Origin of the sequence: Streptomyces sp. DH24 (assembly GCF_029813775.1) — a bacterium.
Classification (GTDB): Bacteria; Actinomycetota; Actinomycetes; order Streptomycetales; family Streptomycetaceae; genus Streptomyces.
The window spans coordinates 187,335-200,649 of the sequence record NZ_JARVKW010000002.1 but is presented as its reverse complement, the minus strand read 5'-3'; the positions used below and the strand labels follow the sequence as shown (position 1 = coordinate 200,649).

Annotated in this window: 15 protein-coding genes and 2 pseudogenes; 9 read left to right on the top strand and 8 right to left on the bottom strand. The window is 73.0% G+C overall.

All coding sequences use genetic code 11. The annotated features are described in order from the left end of the window. Nucleotides 1-217 precede the first annotated feature (217 nt). Complete coding sequence (locus QC282_RS02450; RefSeq protein WP_279547474.1) at nucleotides 218-1,012, bottom strand: hypothetical protein; 795 nt, start codon at nucleotides 1,010-1,012, stop codon at nucleotides 218-220. A 241-nt stretch (nucleotides 1,013-1,253) separates the two neighbouring features. Between QC282_RS02450 and QC282_RS02445 the strand changes: the two genes are divergently transcribed. Next, nucleotides 1,254-1,748, top strand: coding sequence for an NUDIX hydrolase (locus QC282_RS02445; RefSeq protein ID WP_279547473.1), 495 nt, complete (start codon nucleotides 1,254-1,256; stop codon nucleotides 1,746-1,748). 2 nt (nucleotides 1,749-1,750) lie between these two features. Here QC282_RS02445 and QC282_RS02440 read toward each other — a convergent pair whose 3' ends face one another. Beyond that, nucleotides 1,751-2,005 (bottom strand): helix-turn-helix transcriptional regulator, encoded by a 255-nt coding sequence (locus tag QC282_RS02440; protein WP_279547472.1) that lies wholly within the window; start codon nucleotides 2,003-2,005, stop codon nucleotides 1,751-1,753. Further along, on the bottom strand, nucleotides 2,005-2,502 hold the full coding sequence (locus QC282_RS02435; protein ID WP_279547471.1) for a DUF2975 domain-containing protein: 498 nt from the start codon (nucleotides 2,500-2,502) through the stop codon (nucleotides 2,005-2,007). The genes QC282_RS02440 and QC282_RS02435 overlap by 1 nt, the downstream gene beginning before the upstream one ends. A 194-nt stretch (nucleotides 2,503-2,696) precedes the next feature. On the opposite strand from QC282_RS02435, the gene QC282_RS02430 reads away from it, so the two are divergent. Both QC282_RS02430 and QC282_RS02425 read left to right on the top strand, forming a co-directional pair. Next, the gene (locus QC282_RS02430) at nucleotides 2,697-3,146 is read left to right on the top strand and encodes a DUF3618 domain-containing protein (RefSeq protein ID WP_279547470.1); all 450 of its coding nucleotides are present in this window, start codon (nucleotides 2,697-2,699) and stop codon (nucleotides 3,144-3,146) included. A 68-nt stretch (nucleotides 3,147-3,214) separates the two neighbouring features. Next, complete coding sequence (locus QC282_RS02425; protein ID WP_279547469.1) at nucleotides 3,215-3,502, top strand: hypothetical protein; 288 nt, start codon at nucleotides 3,215-3,217, stop codon at nucleotides 3,500-3,502. Between the two features lie 68 nt (nucleotides 3,503-3,570). Here the strand turns inward: QC282_RS02425 and QC282_RS02420 are convergent, their stop codons facing one another. Then, entirely contained in the window at nucleotides 3,571-4,899 is a 1,329-nt protein-coding gene (locus tag QC282_RS02420; protein WP_279547510.1) for a SpoIIE family protein phosphatase, read from the bottom strand. Between the two features lie 370 nt (nucleotides 4,900-5,269). On the opposite strand from QC282_RS02420, the gene QC282_RS02415 reads away from it, so the two are divergent. Both QC282_RS02415 and QC282_RS02410 read left to right on the top strand, forming a co-directional pair. Next, on the top strand, nucleotides 5,270-6,805 hold the full coding sequence (locus tag QC282_RS02415) for a carboxylesterase family protein (protein ID WP_279547468.1): 1,536 nt from the start codon (nucleotides 5,270-5,272) through the stop codon (nucleotides 6,803-6,805). Nucleotides 6,806-6,951: 146 nt separating this feature from the next. Then, on the top strand, nucleotides 6,952-7,890 hold the full coding sequence (locus QC282_RS02410; protein WP_279547467.1) for a hypothetical protein: 939 nt from the start codon (nucleotides 6,952-6,954) through the stop codon (nucleotides 7,888-7,890). Nucleotides 7,891-7,921: 31 nt separating this feature from the next. Here the strand turns inward: QC282_RS02410 and QC282_RS02405 are convergent, their stop codons facing one another. After that, a complete protein-coding gene (locus QC282_RS02405; RefSeq protein WP_279547466.1) occupies nucleotides 7,922-8,812 on the bottom strand; it encodes a LysR family transcriptional regulator in 891 nt (296 codons plus the stop codon). Between the two features lie 128 nt (nucleotides 8,813-8,940). Here QC282_RS02405 and QC282_RS02400 point away from each other — a divergent pair, with 128 nt between their 5' ends. Beyond that, entirely contained in the window at nucleotides 8,941-9,846 is a 906-nt protein-coding gene (locus QC282_RS02400) for a DMT family transporter (protein ID WP_279547465.1), read from the top strand. Here the strand turns inward: QC282_RS02400 and QC282_RS02395 are convergent, their stop codons facing one another. Beyond that, nucleotides 9,847-10,074 carry a hypothetical protein gene (locus tag QC282_RS02395; RefSeq protein ID WP_279547464.1) on the bottom strand — a complete coding sequence of 76 codons (228 nt, stop codon included), beginning with the start codon at nucleotides 10,072-10,074 and terminating at the stop codon, nucleotides 9,847-9,849. 134 nt (nucleotides 10,075-10,208) lie between these two features. Here QC282_RS02395 and QC282_RS02390 point away from each other — a divergent pair. After that, a pseudogene (locus QC282_RS02390) lies at nucleotides 10,209-10,777 on the top strand (DUF664 domain-containing protein). 24 nt (nucleotides 10,778-10,801) lie between these two features. Here QC282_RS02390 and QC282_RS02385 read toward each other — a convergent pair. Further along, nucleotides 10,802-10,984: pseudogene (locus QC282_RS02385) on the bottom strand (hypothetical protein); the annotation flags it as partial. Nucleotides 10,985-11,225: 241 nt separating this feature from the next. Between QC282_RS02385 and QC282_RS02380 the strand changes: the two are divergent. Then, nucleotides 11,226-11,417, top strand: coding sequence for a hypothetical protein (locus tag QC282_RS02380; RefSeq protein ID WP_279547463.1), 192 nt, complete (start codon nucleotides 11,226-11,228; stop codon nucleotides 11,415-11,417). Nucleotides 11,418-11,818: 401 nt separating this feature from the next. On the opposite strand, the gene QC282_RS02375 is transcribed toward QC282_RS02380, so the two are convergent. Beyond that, nucleotides 11,819-12,292: a helix-turn-helix domain-containing protein gene (locus QC282_RS02375; RefSeq protein ID WP_279547462.1), complete on the bottom strand. Its 474-nt coding sequence runs from the start codon at nucleotides 12,290-12,292 to the stop codon at nucleotides 11,819-11,821. A gap of 92 nt (nucleotides 12,293-12,384) precedes the next feature. Between QC282_RS02375 and QC282_RS02370 the strand changes: the two genes are divergently transcribed. After that, entirely contained in the window at nucleotides 12,385-13,314 is a 930-nt protein-coding gene (locus QC282_RS02370; RefSeq protein ID WP_279547461.1) for an ABC transporter ATP-binding protein, read from the top strand. Nucleotide 13,315 lies beyond the last annotated feature (1 nt).

Sequence of the window (13,315 nt, the reverse complement as noted above, 5' to 3'; positions counted from 1 at the left end):
TTGTCCGCTTTCGGCTTCCTGTCGAAAGTTGAGTGAACCGGTGAACTGGCGAGGACGTGGAAAATGGCCCGGCCGACTGCCGATTGACAGTCGGCCGGAAGGGCGAAAGTTTCGTTCGTCGATCCACGGGGCGAGGTCACCTTTTGCGTCGGTTTACGACGGGTGCTTTATCGGCCATTGATGCTGGGGCGTGTGCGCCTCCCGCCGGTCCCGCGTCTCAAGGGGCCGACGGCGGCGAAGGGTTGGCCGGTCGCACCGTGGTGACGGCCCGGTTCGGGGCTGACGGGTCCTGGTGGGGCGAGGTGGTGACGGCCGTGAAGGCGATGAGGCCGGCGAGTGCCGCGGTCGCGCCGAACACCGTCCGGGTGAGGGTGCGCATGCGCTCCTCGCCGCCGGTGCGCACGGACCGGGCGCTCGGCAGCGTCGCCGTCGACACCGTGCAGACGAGCGCGTGGAGCCGCCGCTCCAGCTCCTCCGGATCGCGCAGCTCCGGAACGCGCTCCGCGATGCGGGCATGCGCCAGCCGCAGCCGGCTGCTCGCGGCCCGGGTGCTGGCCGCCGTCTCCGCGGCCGCCTGCGTCACGCTCATGCCCAGGCCTTCACACAGGAGAACGGTCCGGCGCCACAGGGGCGGCAGTTCGAGCAGGGCCGCGGTGAGCGGGTCGACGGGCTGAGTCCCGGTCCGCCGCTTGGGCGTACGCCGCAACCGGTGCCAGGGCGACAGGGCGTACTCGTGGGCGTGCGCCCGCACCCATCCGACCGGATCGGGATCGACGGCGATCTCGGGCCAGTGGTCCCAGGCCAGGTGGAAGGCGTGCTCGACGGACTCGAAAGCGCGCCCGCGGTCCCCGGTCAGGAGATACGTCTGATGGACGGCGGCCGGGGCCGCGTGGGCGTACAACGCGTCGAAGGCCTCCTCCGGGGTGCGTGCGGAGCGGAGTCGCGGGTGCGGGGCGCGCCCGGCGGGCCGCACTGCGGCAGGAGCGGCACCGGCGGACTGGGACATGTGCATACGCATATCTTGCGCGATCATGATGCCGTTCGTCCGCAGCGTTCGAGGTACCGGCGATTGTGTTCACCAACGCCGTTGATTCGGACCGGAATTGATCCGATCTGATGATGACCGTCTCCTTGGCGGGATGCTGCCGAACGCCATGTCGGCATCCCGGCCGGACCGGCCGGGCGGCGGCGAGGGGGCGAGCCGTACCGGGCCGGGCGGACTCCGGCGGCGCGGAACGGGGCATCATCACCTGGTGTCCGACTTCCATCCGCCGCCGCTCGAAGTCGACGGCCGGGGCAACGCGTTGGTCGCCTTCTTGCGCGGGGACGAAGGGGCGGCCCCGCGCGACGCCCCGTCGCCGGCCGCGTTGGTCGCTCTCTGGCACGGCGGCCGTGTCGTCATGGTGTTCGACAGGTTCCGTGGGCAGTGGGAACTCCCGGGCGGGCGCCGGGAAGTGGGGGAGTCTTCGCGACGGGCCGCTGTCCGGGAGCTGTTCGAGGAGAGTGGCCAGCGGGCCGACGGGCCGCTGCGGTTCGTCGGCCACGCCCGCTTCGCCCTCGCGCCGGACGGCCGGGCCGAGTACGCGGCGCTGTTCACCGGCCGCACCACCCGCGTCCGGCGCTTCGAGGCCAACGAGGAGATCGCGGCCATCCGCTGGTGGGACCCCCGGGAAGCCCTCACCGGACGTGCGCAACCCCTCGACGCCCGCCTGGCCCGGCTCACCCGAGATCCCGGTCCCGGCGGCTGACGTCACCCGGCCGTGGCGTTCTCCGGCTCGGCGTCCTCGGCGGCTCCGGGTTCCTCCGCCTCCCAGCGCAGCAGGTCGCCCGGCTGGCACTCCAGCACCTCGCACAGTGCGGCGAGCGTCGTGAAGCGCACCGCCTTGGCGCGGCCGTTCTTCAGTACCGCCAGGTTGGCGGGCGTGATCCCGACGCGCTCCGCGAGCTCGCCCACGGACATCTTCCGCCTGGCCAGCATCACGTCGATGTCGACGGCGATCGGCATCAGATCACCTCCGACAGTTCGGCCTGCAACTGCGCCGCCTCCACGTCCCGCGCGACGGCCTGGGCGAGCAGCATCCGCAGCACGAGCACGATGAGCGCGACCCCCAGGATCGCCACGCCGACCCCGCCGATCAGCAGGACCACACCCGGGGCGACCGCCTCGCCCGGCGCCAGCACGGTCCCGAGCGCGAACACCAGGAGGGCCGCCGCCACGACGGCGCCGGTCACGATGTGCACGTAGCGGAAGGCGGCGTGGGAGAAGACCGTTCCGCGTCGCACCATCGTCACCAGCCGCCAGACGCAGACCAGGACGACCTGGGCCGTCACGACGCCCAGAACCGTGATCACCAGGACCGGGGTGCGCAGGTGCGCCACGTCCGGGTCGAGGTCCTCCAGGTCCGTGGCCAGCAGGGGCACCATCACCGCCTGCACGAACACCGAACCGGCCAGCAGCGCCACGAGCACGGCGCGCAGCGCGAGGACCGTCAGCTTGCCCATAGTTTCTCCTTCGATCGAGCCACGATGGAAATCTATCGAAAATCGATAGGTGACGGCAAGTGGGCCGACGGCAGGCAGTCGGCGGCGGGCCAGGTGTCTCACCGCGCGGTCGGGGGGTACTCGCCCGCCACCGCAGCAGACCACCGACAACGTCGAACGGCCCAAGCGGCCGGGATGAAGGAGAGTGCACAGCGATGACCCAGCCGCCCCACGACGAACCCACCGCCGCAGGCCCCGAGGAACTGCGCGAGCAGGTCGAGCGGACCCGCCACGAACTGGGCGGTACGGTCGAGCAGCTGGCCGCCAGGGCGGACGTCAAGGCGCGCGCCCAGGAGACGGCGGCCGCAGTCAGGGAACAGACGCTCGCCCTCAAGGAACAGACGGCCGCGAAGGCGACGGAGCTGACCGGACAGGCCAGGACCAAGGCGGCCGAGGCCGCGCACGTCCTGCAGGACAGGCTTCCCGAGCCGGTCAAGGACAAGGCCGCGGCGGCCGCCGAACAGGCCAGGGCCACGGCGGGCCGGGCCGGGCAGGTGTGGCAGGACAAGGCCCCCGAACCGGTGCGCGACAACCGCACCGCGCTGATCGCCGCCGGCGCGGCACTGCTCGTCGTCGGCATGCTGCTGCGCCGAAAGAAGCAGTGACGCGGGTGCGGCGGCCTCCGGCACCGGGTGGCCGCCGCACCAACGCACCCGTACGAAAGGCTCTGATCGTGTCTGCTCGTCACGCGTGGCCCGCGCTGACCGCGGGCGCGGCCACCGGCCTGATGCTGCTGCTGCGACGCGCCTCGGCCCGCTCGTGGTGGGGCGGCAGGCGGCATGGCCCCAGTGCGGCCCGCCCACCGTGGCGTCGCACCCCGACCGCCGACTACCCCGCATCCACGAACCACGGCCCCCGGGACCCGGAAAGCCGCGAAGCCGCCGTCCTCGTGGAAGAGGCCGAGGAGCACGTCTACCGGTACTGGAAACAGCTGCGGACACAGCAACCTCCGCCGGACTGAGGCCCGACGGCCGGCCGCCGTGGTGTGAGCCGTCCCCGCCACGCGAACCCTCGCGTGGTGGGGACGGCTCACACGGCCGTTCCCGCCACGGTCTCGGATGCCCCGCGCCCCGGGACGCGCAGCACGAGGACGGCCATGTCGTCGTGCCCGTCGCCGGGGTGACGGTCGGCGAGCGCCCGGCACAACTCCTCGACCGGCGCGCCGGCATGGCCGTGCACGGTGGCGAGGAGGGTCTCCAGGCCCCACTCCAGCGGCTTGTCGTGGCGTTCCACGAGACCGTCCGTGTAGAGGACGACGGTGCTGCCCGCCGGCAGGTCGCAGGAGTGGTCGGGCCGGGACATCGCCGCGTCGACGCCCAGCGGCAGCCCCGGCTCCGCCTCCAGGATGCGCGCCGGTCCGTCCGGCGGGAGCAGCAGCGGCGGCGTGTGCCCGGCGTTGCTCCAGCGCAGCGTCCACCCGTCCGGGCCCGCCGGCTCGATGCGGGCGACGCAGGCGGTGGTCATCAGAGGGCCGCCCGTCACCTCCATGATGCGGTCCAGCCTGCGCAGCGCTGAGCCGGGCGCGGTGCGCCTGTCGAACGACAACGCCCGCAGCATGCTGCGCGTCTGGGACATGGCGGCCGCCGCCTGCATGTCGTGACCGATGACGTCGCCGATGACGGCGACGCACGAGCCGTCGGACAGCTTCACGGCGTCGTACCAGTCGCCGCCGAGATGACCGGGTGCGGTGGCCGGCCGGTAGACCGCGCACGCCTCGAACGGCGTGAGGTCGAGCAACTGGGGCAGCAGCAGGCGCTGGAACTGCTCGGAGGTCGCACGGACCTGCTGGTACAGGCGCGCGTTTTCGATGGCGACACCCGCGGTCCCGGCGAGCGCCAGGATCACGCCCTCGTCGTGCTCGTCGAACGGCTTCCCGTCCCGCCGGTCGGACAGGTACAGGTTCCCGTAGATCCGGCCGCGCACGGAGACGGCGACGCCGAGCAGCGTACGCATCGGGGGATGCCCGGGAGGGAAGCCTGCCGACTCGGTGTGCTCGGCGATGTTCCGCACCCGCAGTGGCGCGGGATGACTGATCAGGTGCCCGAGCAGACCCCTCCCGCGCGGCAGCTCCACCCCGGACAGAGCGGCCAGCTCCCGCGAGGTGAGGCCGAGGGGGATGAACTCGGCGAGGAACTCGCCCTTGTCGTCCAGCACGCCCAGCGCCCCGTACCGCGCGCCGACCAGGTCCATCGCGGTGCGCACGATCCTGCGCAGCACCGACGGCAGCTCCAGCTCGCTGCTGATGCCGAGCACGGCGGCCAGCAGACCCTGGAGGTCGCGCTGGGCGCGGGCCAGGGCGTGCATCTGCTCGCCGATGCGGTCCAGGTCGGAGCTGAGCGGCAGATTGAGCAGCGACATGTAGGGCACGTCCGGCCCGCCCGCCTCCCTCTCCTCGCCCCTGTCCTCGGCCACGCGCTCGCTCCCTCCGGGTCCTTGGGCGACGGCTGTCTTCGCACAAAGGGCGATTCTCACCCATAGGAACACGAGGCAGACATCAGGTTCCGCCTTTCGGCCGCGTCGGGCGGGTGGCGCCGCCCGAGCCGGGCGCCGGACACGTCCCGGACGAGTCGGACCGCGCGAACACTGGTGATTTACGCGATGCCGCGCCCCCGGCGGCTGACGAGACTTCGGTGCCTGCTACCGCCCCCTTCCGATGGAGGTGCCGATGTCCGGCCCGCTCACCACACACCTGGCGTGGACTCGCCGCCGAACGTTATGGACGCGACGAGTGGGGGTGCTGATCTGCGCACTCCTGCTGTCGGTCGCCGGAACTGCCCTCGTGCCCGCCGCGGCGGCCGACGGACCGACCGCCACCACCCGCCACGGCCAGGTGCGCGGGAAGGCGGGGGAGACCGCCACCTCGTACCTCGGCATTCCGTACGCCGCCCCGCCCGTCGGGCAGCGCCGCTGGAAGCCGCCGGCGCCGCCCGAGCGCTGGTCGGGCGTCCGGGACGCCACCACGCCCGGCAACCCCTGCATGCAACGCGTCCAGTCCAGCCCCTGGGGCAACCTGGCGGGCCCCGGCACCCCCAGTGAGGACTGCCTCTACCTGAACGTCTACACACCCGCCCAGCGTGCCGCGCAGAAGCGGCCGGTGATGGTGTGGATCCACGGCGGCGGCTTCACGGTCGGCTCCGGGACGTTCTACGACGGCGGCACCCTCGCCGCCAAGGGCGACGTGGTCGTCGTCAACTTCAACTACCGTCTCGGCGCGTTCGGTTACTTCGCCCATCCGGGCCTGGCAGCCGAGTCGCCGCTGGGCCTGTCCGGCAACTACGGGCTGCTCGACCAGCAGGCGGCGCTGCGCTGGGTGCGGGAGAACATCGCGGCGTTCGGCGGCGACCCCGGCAACGTCACGATCTTCGGCGAGTCGGCGGGTGGCGGCAGCGTCTGCCAGAACCTGATCTCGCCCCGCACGACCGGCCTGTTCCACCGCGCCGTCGCCCAGTCGGGCTGCGGTTTCGACCTGCCCACCCAGGAGTCGCAGCAGACCAACGGCACGGCCTGGGCGAACTCCCTCGGCTGCGCGGACGTGGCCTGCCTGCGCGCCAGGCCGGCCGGCGAACTGCTCACCGCCGCGGCGAGCCCCACGGCACGCTGGGTCCCCAACGTCGACGGCAAGGTGCTGCCGCTGCAGGTGACGGACGCGCTGGAGAGCGGACGCTTCCACCAGGTGCCCGTCCTGCAGGGCACCACCGCCGACGAGGGCCGGCTCACGGTGGCGACGACGTACGACCTGGCCGGTCGGCAACTGACCGCGGCGGGCTATCCGGTGGCCGTGCGCGCCGTCTACGGCGACCGGGCCGACGCCGTCCTGGCGCGGTACCCGCTCACGGACCACGGCACGCCCGCCGAGGCGCTGGGCGCGGTGTTCACGGACTCGCAGTTCGCCTGCCTCCAGTCGCGGACCGCACGCCTCATGGCCGAGCACACCCGCTCCTACCAGTACGAGTTCGCCGACCGTCACGCCATGGACCACCTCGGCCTGCCCATCGGCTTCCCGCTCGGCGCCCCGCACGGCTCGGAGATCCGGTACGTCTTCGGCGGTGTCTCGGGCACCCCCGCCCAGAACGCCCTCGCCGACAGGATGCTGGGCTACTGGACCAACTTCGCCAGGACCGGCGTCCCGTACGCCGCGGACGCCCCGCGCTGGAACCTCTTCCCGAAGGTGCAGACCCTCGCCCCCGAAGGGATCACCGCGGGGACCACGTTCCCGCAGGACCACAAGTGCAACCTGTGGGACGGCCCCGTGACGCGGGGCTGACCGTCGGGAACCGTCCTCGGCCCGGCCGCCGCCCGGTCCGGGGCCGGGCCGGGGACGCCGCCCGGCCGTCACGCCCCGCGCAGTGCGCGAGGGGGGCGGCGCCGTCCGATGTGCGGGGCCGTGCCGCACGGGGGAGTCTGTGGGGCATGCAGCGAAAGGGCGCGGGCCGCGGGCGCGGCGGTGAACGGGACGTCGAGGCGGTGCTCGACGAGTTGTACGTCACGCGGCCGTCCGAGTTCGTCGCGCGCCGCGAGGAACGGGCCGTGGCCGCCAGGACGGCGGGCCGCGCCGAGGACGCCCGCCGCATCCGCGCCGCACGGCGCCCCACCACGGCGGCCTGGGCGGCGAACCTGCTGCTGCGGTCCGCGCCGGAGGAGAGCCGGCAGTTCCTGGAGCTGGGACGGGAACTGCGCGAGGCCTACCGGACGCTGGACGCCGCCGGGCTGAAGGAGCTGTCCGCGCAGCGCCGGCGGGTCGTCTCCGCGCTGTCGCGCGAAGCAGCCGGGCTGGCCCGGGACGCGGGGCTGCGCCTGTCGGCGGCGGTGCAGCAGGAGGTCGAAGCGACCTTGCAGGCGGTGCTCACCGACCCCGAGGCGGCGGATCGGTGGGCCACCGGCCGCCTGGAGGGCGCCCTCACACCGCCGTCGCACTTCCCTGCCGGAACGGGACCTGTGAAGAGGACCCGGACCGGCCCCGCCCCGGCCGAGGCGGCACCGCGGCCCGCCCAGCGGCGGACGAAGGACGAACTCGCCGAGCGGCGCCGCCGACGGCAGGAGGAACTCACCCGGGCCCGCAAGGCGGCCGAGGCGGCCGAACGGCAGCTCGGCGACCGGCGTTCGGACCTCGCGGACGCCGAGGAGTCCCTGCGGCGGGCACGTGACCGCCACGACGAGGCCGAACAGCGGGTCGCCGCCGCCGAACGTCACCTGGAAGAAGCACGCGAGGAGCTCGAACGGGTCGGCCGCGAGCGGCACGAGGCCGGGAAACGGCAACGCTCGGCCGCCGACGCGCTGGCCCGGGCCGAGCGGGAGGCACGCGAGGCGGCGAAGGAAGCCGAGCGACTGGCCGGCCCCCGCCGCGGCTGACCAGCGGTCTGCCCGGCCGTTTGCCCGGCTCTCACCGTGAGGTCACGTCCCGCAGCGCGGTCAGCAGGGCACGGATCGCCGGCCGGGACAACGACGCCTCCCGCACCGCCGCCTGGATCGCCCTGACCGGTTCGGGCCCGCGCACCCTGCGCACCACGACGTCGGAATGCCGGCCGGCCAGCCCCATGACCGGGACGAGACAGACACCGAGACCGGCGGCGACGAAACCCTGCGCCGTGGCGTAGTCCTCGCTCTCCACCACGAAGTTCGGGCTGAAGCCCGCCGCGGCGCAGCTGTCGACCACCGTGTCCAGGCAGGGGCCGGGCCGGTCGCTGCGCACCCACGGCTCGTCGGCGAGGTCGGTCAGGTCCAGCACCCGTTTCGCGGCGAGCCGGTGCCCGGCGGGAAGCACGGCACGGTACGGATCGTCGAGCAGATGCACGAAGCGGACGCCCTCGTGCGGCTGCCCGCGCGGCCGGACCACCACCGCCAGGTCGGCCTGCCCCTCGGTCACCTCGGGCAGCGGGTCGTGCGGGTCCGTCATCCGCAGATCCACCCGCACGTCCGGGTGCTCCCGCCGGAGCCGGGCGAGCGCGGGCGCCATGAGCGTGGCACCCGCCGTGGCGAAGTAGCGGAGCGACAGCAGTCCCGTCGTACGGGCCCGCAGCCCCGCCAGTGCCGACTCCGCCTCGGCGACCTGCCTGCCGATGACGGCCGCGTGCTCGCTGAGCAGCTCACCCGCCTCCGTCGGCCGCCCCCCGCGCCCGACCCGCTCCAGCAGCGCGATCCCGGCCTGCTTCTCCAGCGCCACCACCTGCTGACTGACCGCGGACGGGGTGTACCCCAGATTCGTGGCCGCCGCCGTGATCGAACCGCTGGTGACGACCGCCCGGAGGACCTGCATACGCCGCACATCAAGCATGTAGCTCAGCTTAAAGGTCATGCAGAACCCTTCGCTTGTCCTGTTGTGAAGTCCCCGGCAGCATCAACGCCAACGAACCGAACCGGAGGCGTCAAGTGACCCGAGGCCGACGTGGCCCGCTGATACGCGTGGCCGGACTCGCCCTGCTGTGGGGCTCGGCGTTCCTGTGGATCGAGCTGGCGCTCAACAGCGGGCTGACGCCCTTCCAGATCGCCTTCGCCCGCGCCGCCCTCGGCTCGGCCGTCCTGCTGGTCCTGACCCGCGGCGCGCACCAGCGGCTTCCACGGGACCGCGGAACGTGGGGGCGGCTCGTCGTGGCCGCCTTCTTCTGCAACGCCCTGCCGTTCCTCCTCTTCGCCATCGGCCAGCGGACGGTCGACTCGGGCCTGGCGGGGGTGCTGCACGCGACGACGCCGCTGTGGTCCGTGCTGATCAGCACGGTTGTCGGCACGGAGCGGGCCATCGGCCCGGTCCGCCTCGGCGGACTCGTCCTGGGATTCGCCGGGACCCTCCTGATCTTCGCGCCCTGGCAGGCGACCGGACTCCTCAGCGGCGGCGCGCTCGTCCTGCTGGGGGCGTCGGCGAGCTACGCCGTCGGATTCGCCTACATGGGCAGCAGGCTCACCGGCCGGGGCACCGGGCCGCTCGCGCTCTCGGCGGCGCAACTCCTCGCCGCGACGGCGCTCTCCTCGCCGGCCGTGCTGATCGAGGGCCCGGTGCCCACGGACCTCGATCTGCGGGCCGTGGCCTCGGTCGCCGTTCTCGGAATCTTCAGCACCGGGTTCACCTTCTACCTGAGCTACCGGCTCATCGCCGACGAGGGGGCCACGAGCGCCGCCACGGTCGGCTACCTCCTGCCGGTCGTGTCCGTGGCCCTCGGCGCGGTCGTCCTCGACGAGGAACCGGGCCTGCGTGTCGTCGCGGGAGCGGCCGTCGTACTCGCCGGCGTCGCCGCGACCCGGTGGCGCGGGTGGCGCGGGGACGAGGACGCCGCCGGCCAGCGGCCCGCCCCGGCCGGTGCGGGCCGGGACTGATCACTTCGGGGTGCCGGCGTTCCACTCACCGGTCCGGGGACCGCGCCACTCGATCAGAGCGGACTGCCGCACCCAGTCCTCGTCCACGTGCTCCAGGCCGGCCTCGCGCAGGAACTCGACGACGTCGAGCAGGCCGTACGCCATCCCGACGAAGTGGCCGTCGACGCGGACTCGCCGACCGCCGTCCTCGGCGGGTGGGTAGATCACGATCGGCTGTGCACTTGCCATGCCACCAGCGTGCGGTCCGGCACCCCGGCCCGCAGGTCGGGCGGCCCGGCGCGGCCGGCGCCTTTCCCGGCACCACCGCGGCGCCACCTCGCGAGGAACAATTGTGTGGCGGCCCCGGGCCGCCGCGGAGGACCATGCGGCATATGAGTGACCAACCCGCACGCTGGACCCGGGCCACCGTCTACCCCGACATGTGGACCGACCCGGAGGACGACCCCCGCAACTCGGAAGGCACCAGTCCGGACGGCGAGCTCGCGACGCTGGACGACTTCCTGTCGGGCTACCGCATGACCCTGCGGATGAAGTGCGAGGGCCTGGACGCGGAACAACTGGCCCGCCGGTCGGTCCCGCCGTCCACGATGTCGCTGCTCGGCCTGGTCCGGCACCTCGCCGAGGTGGAACGGGACTGGCGCAACTGGATCACCGACGGTGACCCCCTGCCCAAGCTGTACGGCCGCCGCGACGCGGACTTCGAGGACGCTGCCGCCGACCCGGCCGTGGTGGACGCCGCGTACGCCGACCTGGAGCGTGAGCAGGCGGCGACCGACACCGCGCTGGCCGGACACCCGGACCTGGGCGAGCGGGTGGGCAGGGACGGGATCGCGGTCGGGAGCTGATGGTGCACCGCATCGAGGAGTACGCCCGGCACTGCGGGCACGCCGACCTGCTGCGCGAGTGCGTCGACGGACGGGTGGGCCAGTGACGGGGGCCTGACCCGCTCCGTGCTCTACGGCACGGCGCTGCCCAACGGCCCGTTCCCCATGGCGAGTCGGGCCACCCGGTCCGTCGCCGGGCCGACGACGCCGAGGCCGTTCCCGTACCCGTCGCGGGTGAAGCCGCCCGAGACGTGGGCGGTGCGGCTGTCGGGCGACTGGGCGACGGACTCGTGCGGGCCGTCGAGGGGGACGATTCCTGGCGTCCGGGACGGCTGACGGCGGTGTCGTCCCGTCGCACCGACCCGCCGGGCATCGGGTCGGTGCGACAATGGACGTTTGCCCACTTCGCAGGGGGTGCCGCGCGGCGGCCTCAGCGGCCGTGCGCTGCCCGCGGCCCCACCCGCGTGTCACCCGATTGGCCCGCCCCGGCTTCGTCGGACCGTCGGCGCGGGGTGTGATGAGGGCTGAGAAGGGCGTCCAGAGGGGAGGCCGATCATGTACGAGATGTGTGCCGGCTCCGAAAAGCCGGGTGAAGCACTGGTATGGCACGTCATGGCGAAACCGGCGACCACCACCCTGTGCGGGCAGCGGCTCGCGCACCGGGTCGAGGCTCCCAAGGCGCAACGTGCGGCCCACTGTCCGGACTGCATGGCGTCCTTCGCGAAACTCATGACCGCCACGACCTGAACCCACGTCCCCGGCGCGCGGGCGACAGCCGTGGGCGCCGGGCCCAGGCCGGTCAGGGGCCGGCTGCCGAACCGACGGTGAGACCGCGTCCCGGGCGGCCGGGAACGTTCGCACCCGGACGTGCGGGAGCCCGGGTCACCAGTGGTCGTAACGGCCGCAGGCCCGCGGTTCTCCTCCGGCTGGACGGCCGGCCAGTCCGTGGGCCTCGGCGCGGAGCCCCGACGTCTGGCCTTCCAGGAGCAGTTGACGGCACGGCGTGGCCCGGTTCAGTTCCCTCGCGGTGGCAATCCCCGACCCGGGATTCCGCCCCACCGGCCCGCGACCGCCGCCGCGCTCCCGCCGCCCGGTCCCCAGAGGGCCTGGATGATCCGCCGCGGCGGGGCGTCGGCCCGGACGGGGGTTCAGCGCTCGCCGGCGTCGTACCGCTGACGCCACTTGTCGATCAGGGCCGCCATCTCGCGTTGCATGAAACCGTAGAAGTCCTGCATCTCGTCGAGCCTGCGGCCGGCGACGCTGTCGTGGCCCGCGGCCTTGATGCCCTCGGCCGCGGCGTTCCACATGCTGTCCAGCAGGGCGTTCTGGTTGCCCATCAGGGTCGCCCACGCGTGTTCGCGGAAACGGTAGTGGTCGCGGCGGCTGCCGGGTGCCGGTACGCGCTCGATCATGCCGGTCGGGATGAGCTGGTTCACGGCGCCGGAGACCGCGCCGCTGCTGATCTTCAGCTCCTCGCAGAGGTCGGCGGCGGTCAGCGTCTCCTGCTGGGTGAACAGCAACGCGGTCATCACCCGGGCAGTGGTCCTCTGCATGCCGCTCTGGGCGAGCGTCAGCGCGAGCCGCTCCGCGCATTCTCGCAGCTGGGTGTCCCTCTCGTCCATCAATGCCCTCCTCTTGACGAGTTCTTATCATACCGAGCGCCTCGAAAACTCAAAGCGTTTACAGATCTCTGAACGTTCGCTATGTTGCAATCATGGAGAACGTGATCGAGCTCCGGGAGCTCACCAAGACCTATGGCACGCGCCGCGGCCTGGTCGACCTCACCCTCGACGTGCGGCGGGGCGAAGTGTTCGGCTACCTCGGTCCGAACGGAGCCGGCAAGTCCACCACCATCCGGCTGCTGCTCGACCTCATCCGGCCCACGTCGGGCCGGGCGACGGTGCTCGGACTGCGTCCGCTGGAGGACGGTGTGGAACTGCGCCGCCGGGTCGGCTACCTGGCCGGTGACTTCGTGTGCGACGGCCGCCAGAACGTCCGCAGCTATCTGCGCTTCCTGGCCGCCCTGCGCGGTGGTGTGCCCGAGGCGCGCATCGACGAGCTCGCCGAGCGGCTCGGCCTCGACCAGACCACCAGGATCAAGAAGCTCTCCAAGGGCAACCGGCAGAAGGTCGGCCTCGTCCAGGCCTTCATGCACACGCCGGAGCTGCTCGTGCTCGACGAGCCCAGTTCCGGGCTCGACCCGCTGGTGCAGCAGACGTTCCTCGACATGGTGGCCGAGGCCCGGGACGCCGGTCAGACCGTCTTCATGTCGAGCCACATCATGAGCGAGGTCGAGGCGGTCGCCGACCGGGTCGGCATCATCCGCGACGGCCGTCTCGCCGCCCTCGACACCGTGGCCAACCTGCGCACCGGGGCCGTCCGCGACATCGAGGTCACCTTCGAGACGCCGGTGCCGGCCGAGGCGTTCGCGCGCGTGCCCGGCGCCGACCGGCTCAGCCTCGACACCGAAGGCACCACGCTCACCGGCCAGATCTCCGGCAGCCCGGACGCCCTCGTCAAGGCCCTCGCCCAGTACACCGTCACCAGCCTGCGCGCCACCGAACCGGCCCTTGAGGAACTGTTCCACAGCTACTACGCGGGCGCCCAGGACGCGCCCCGTACCGAGACGGCACCCGCCGCCTGAC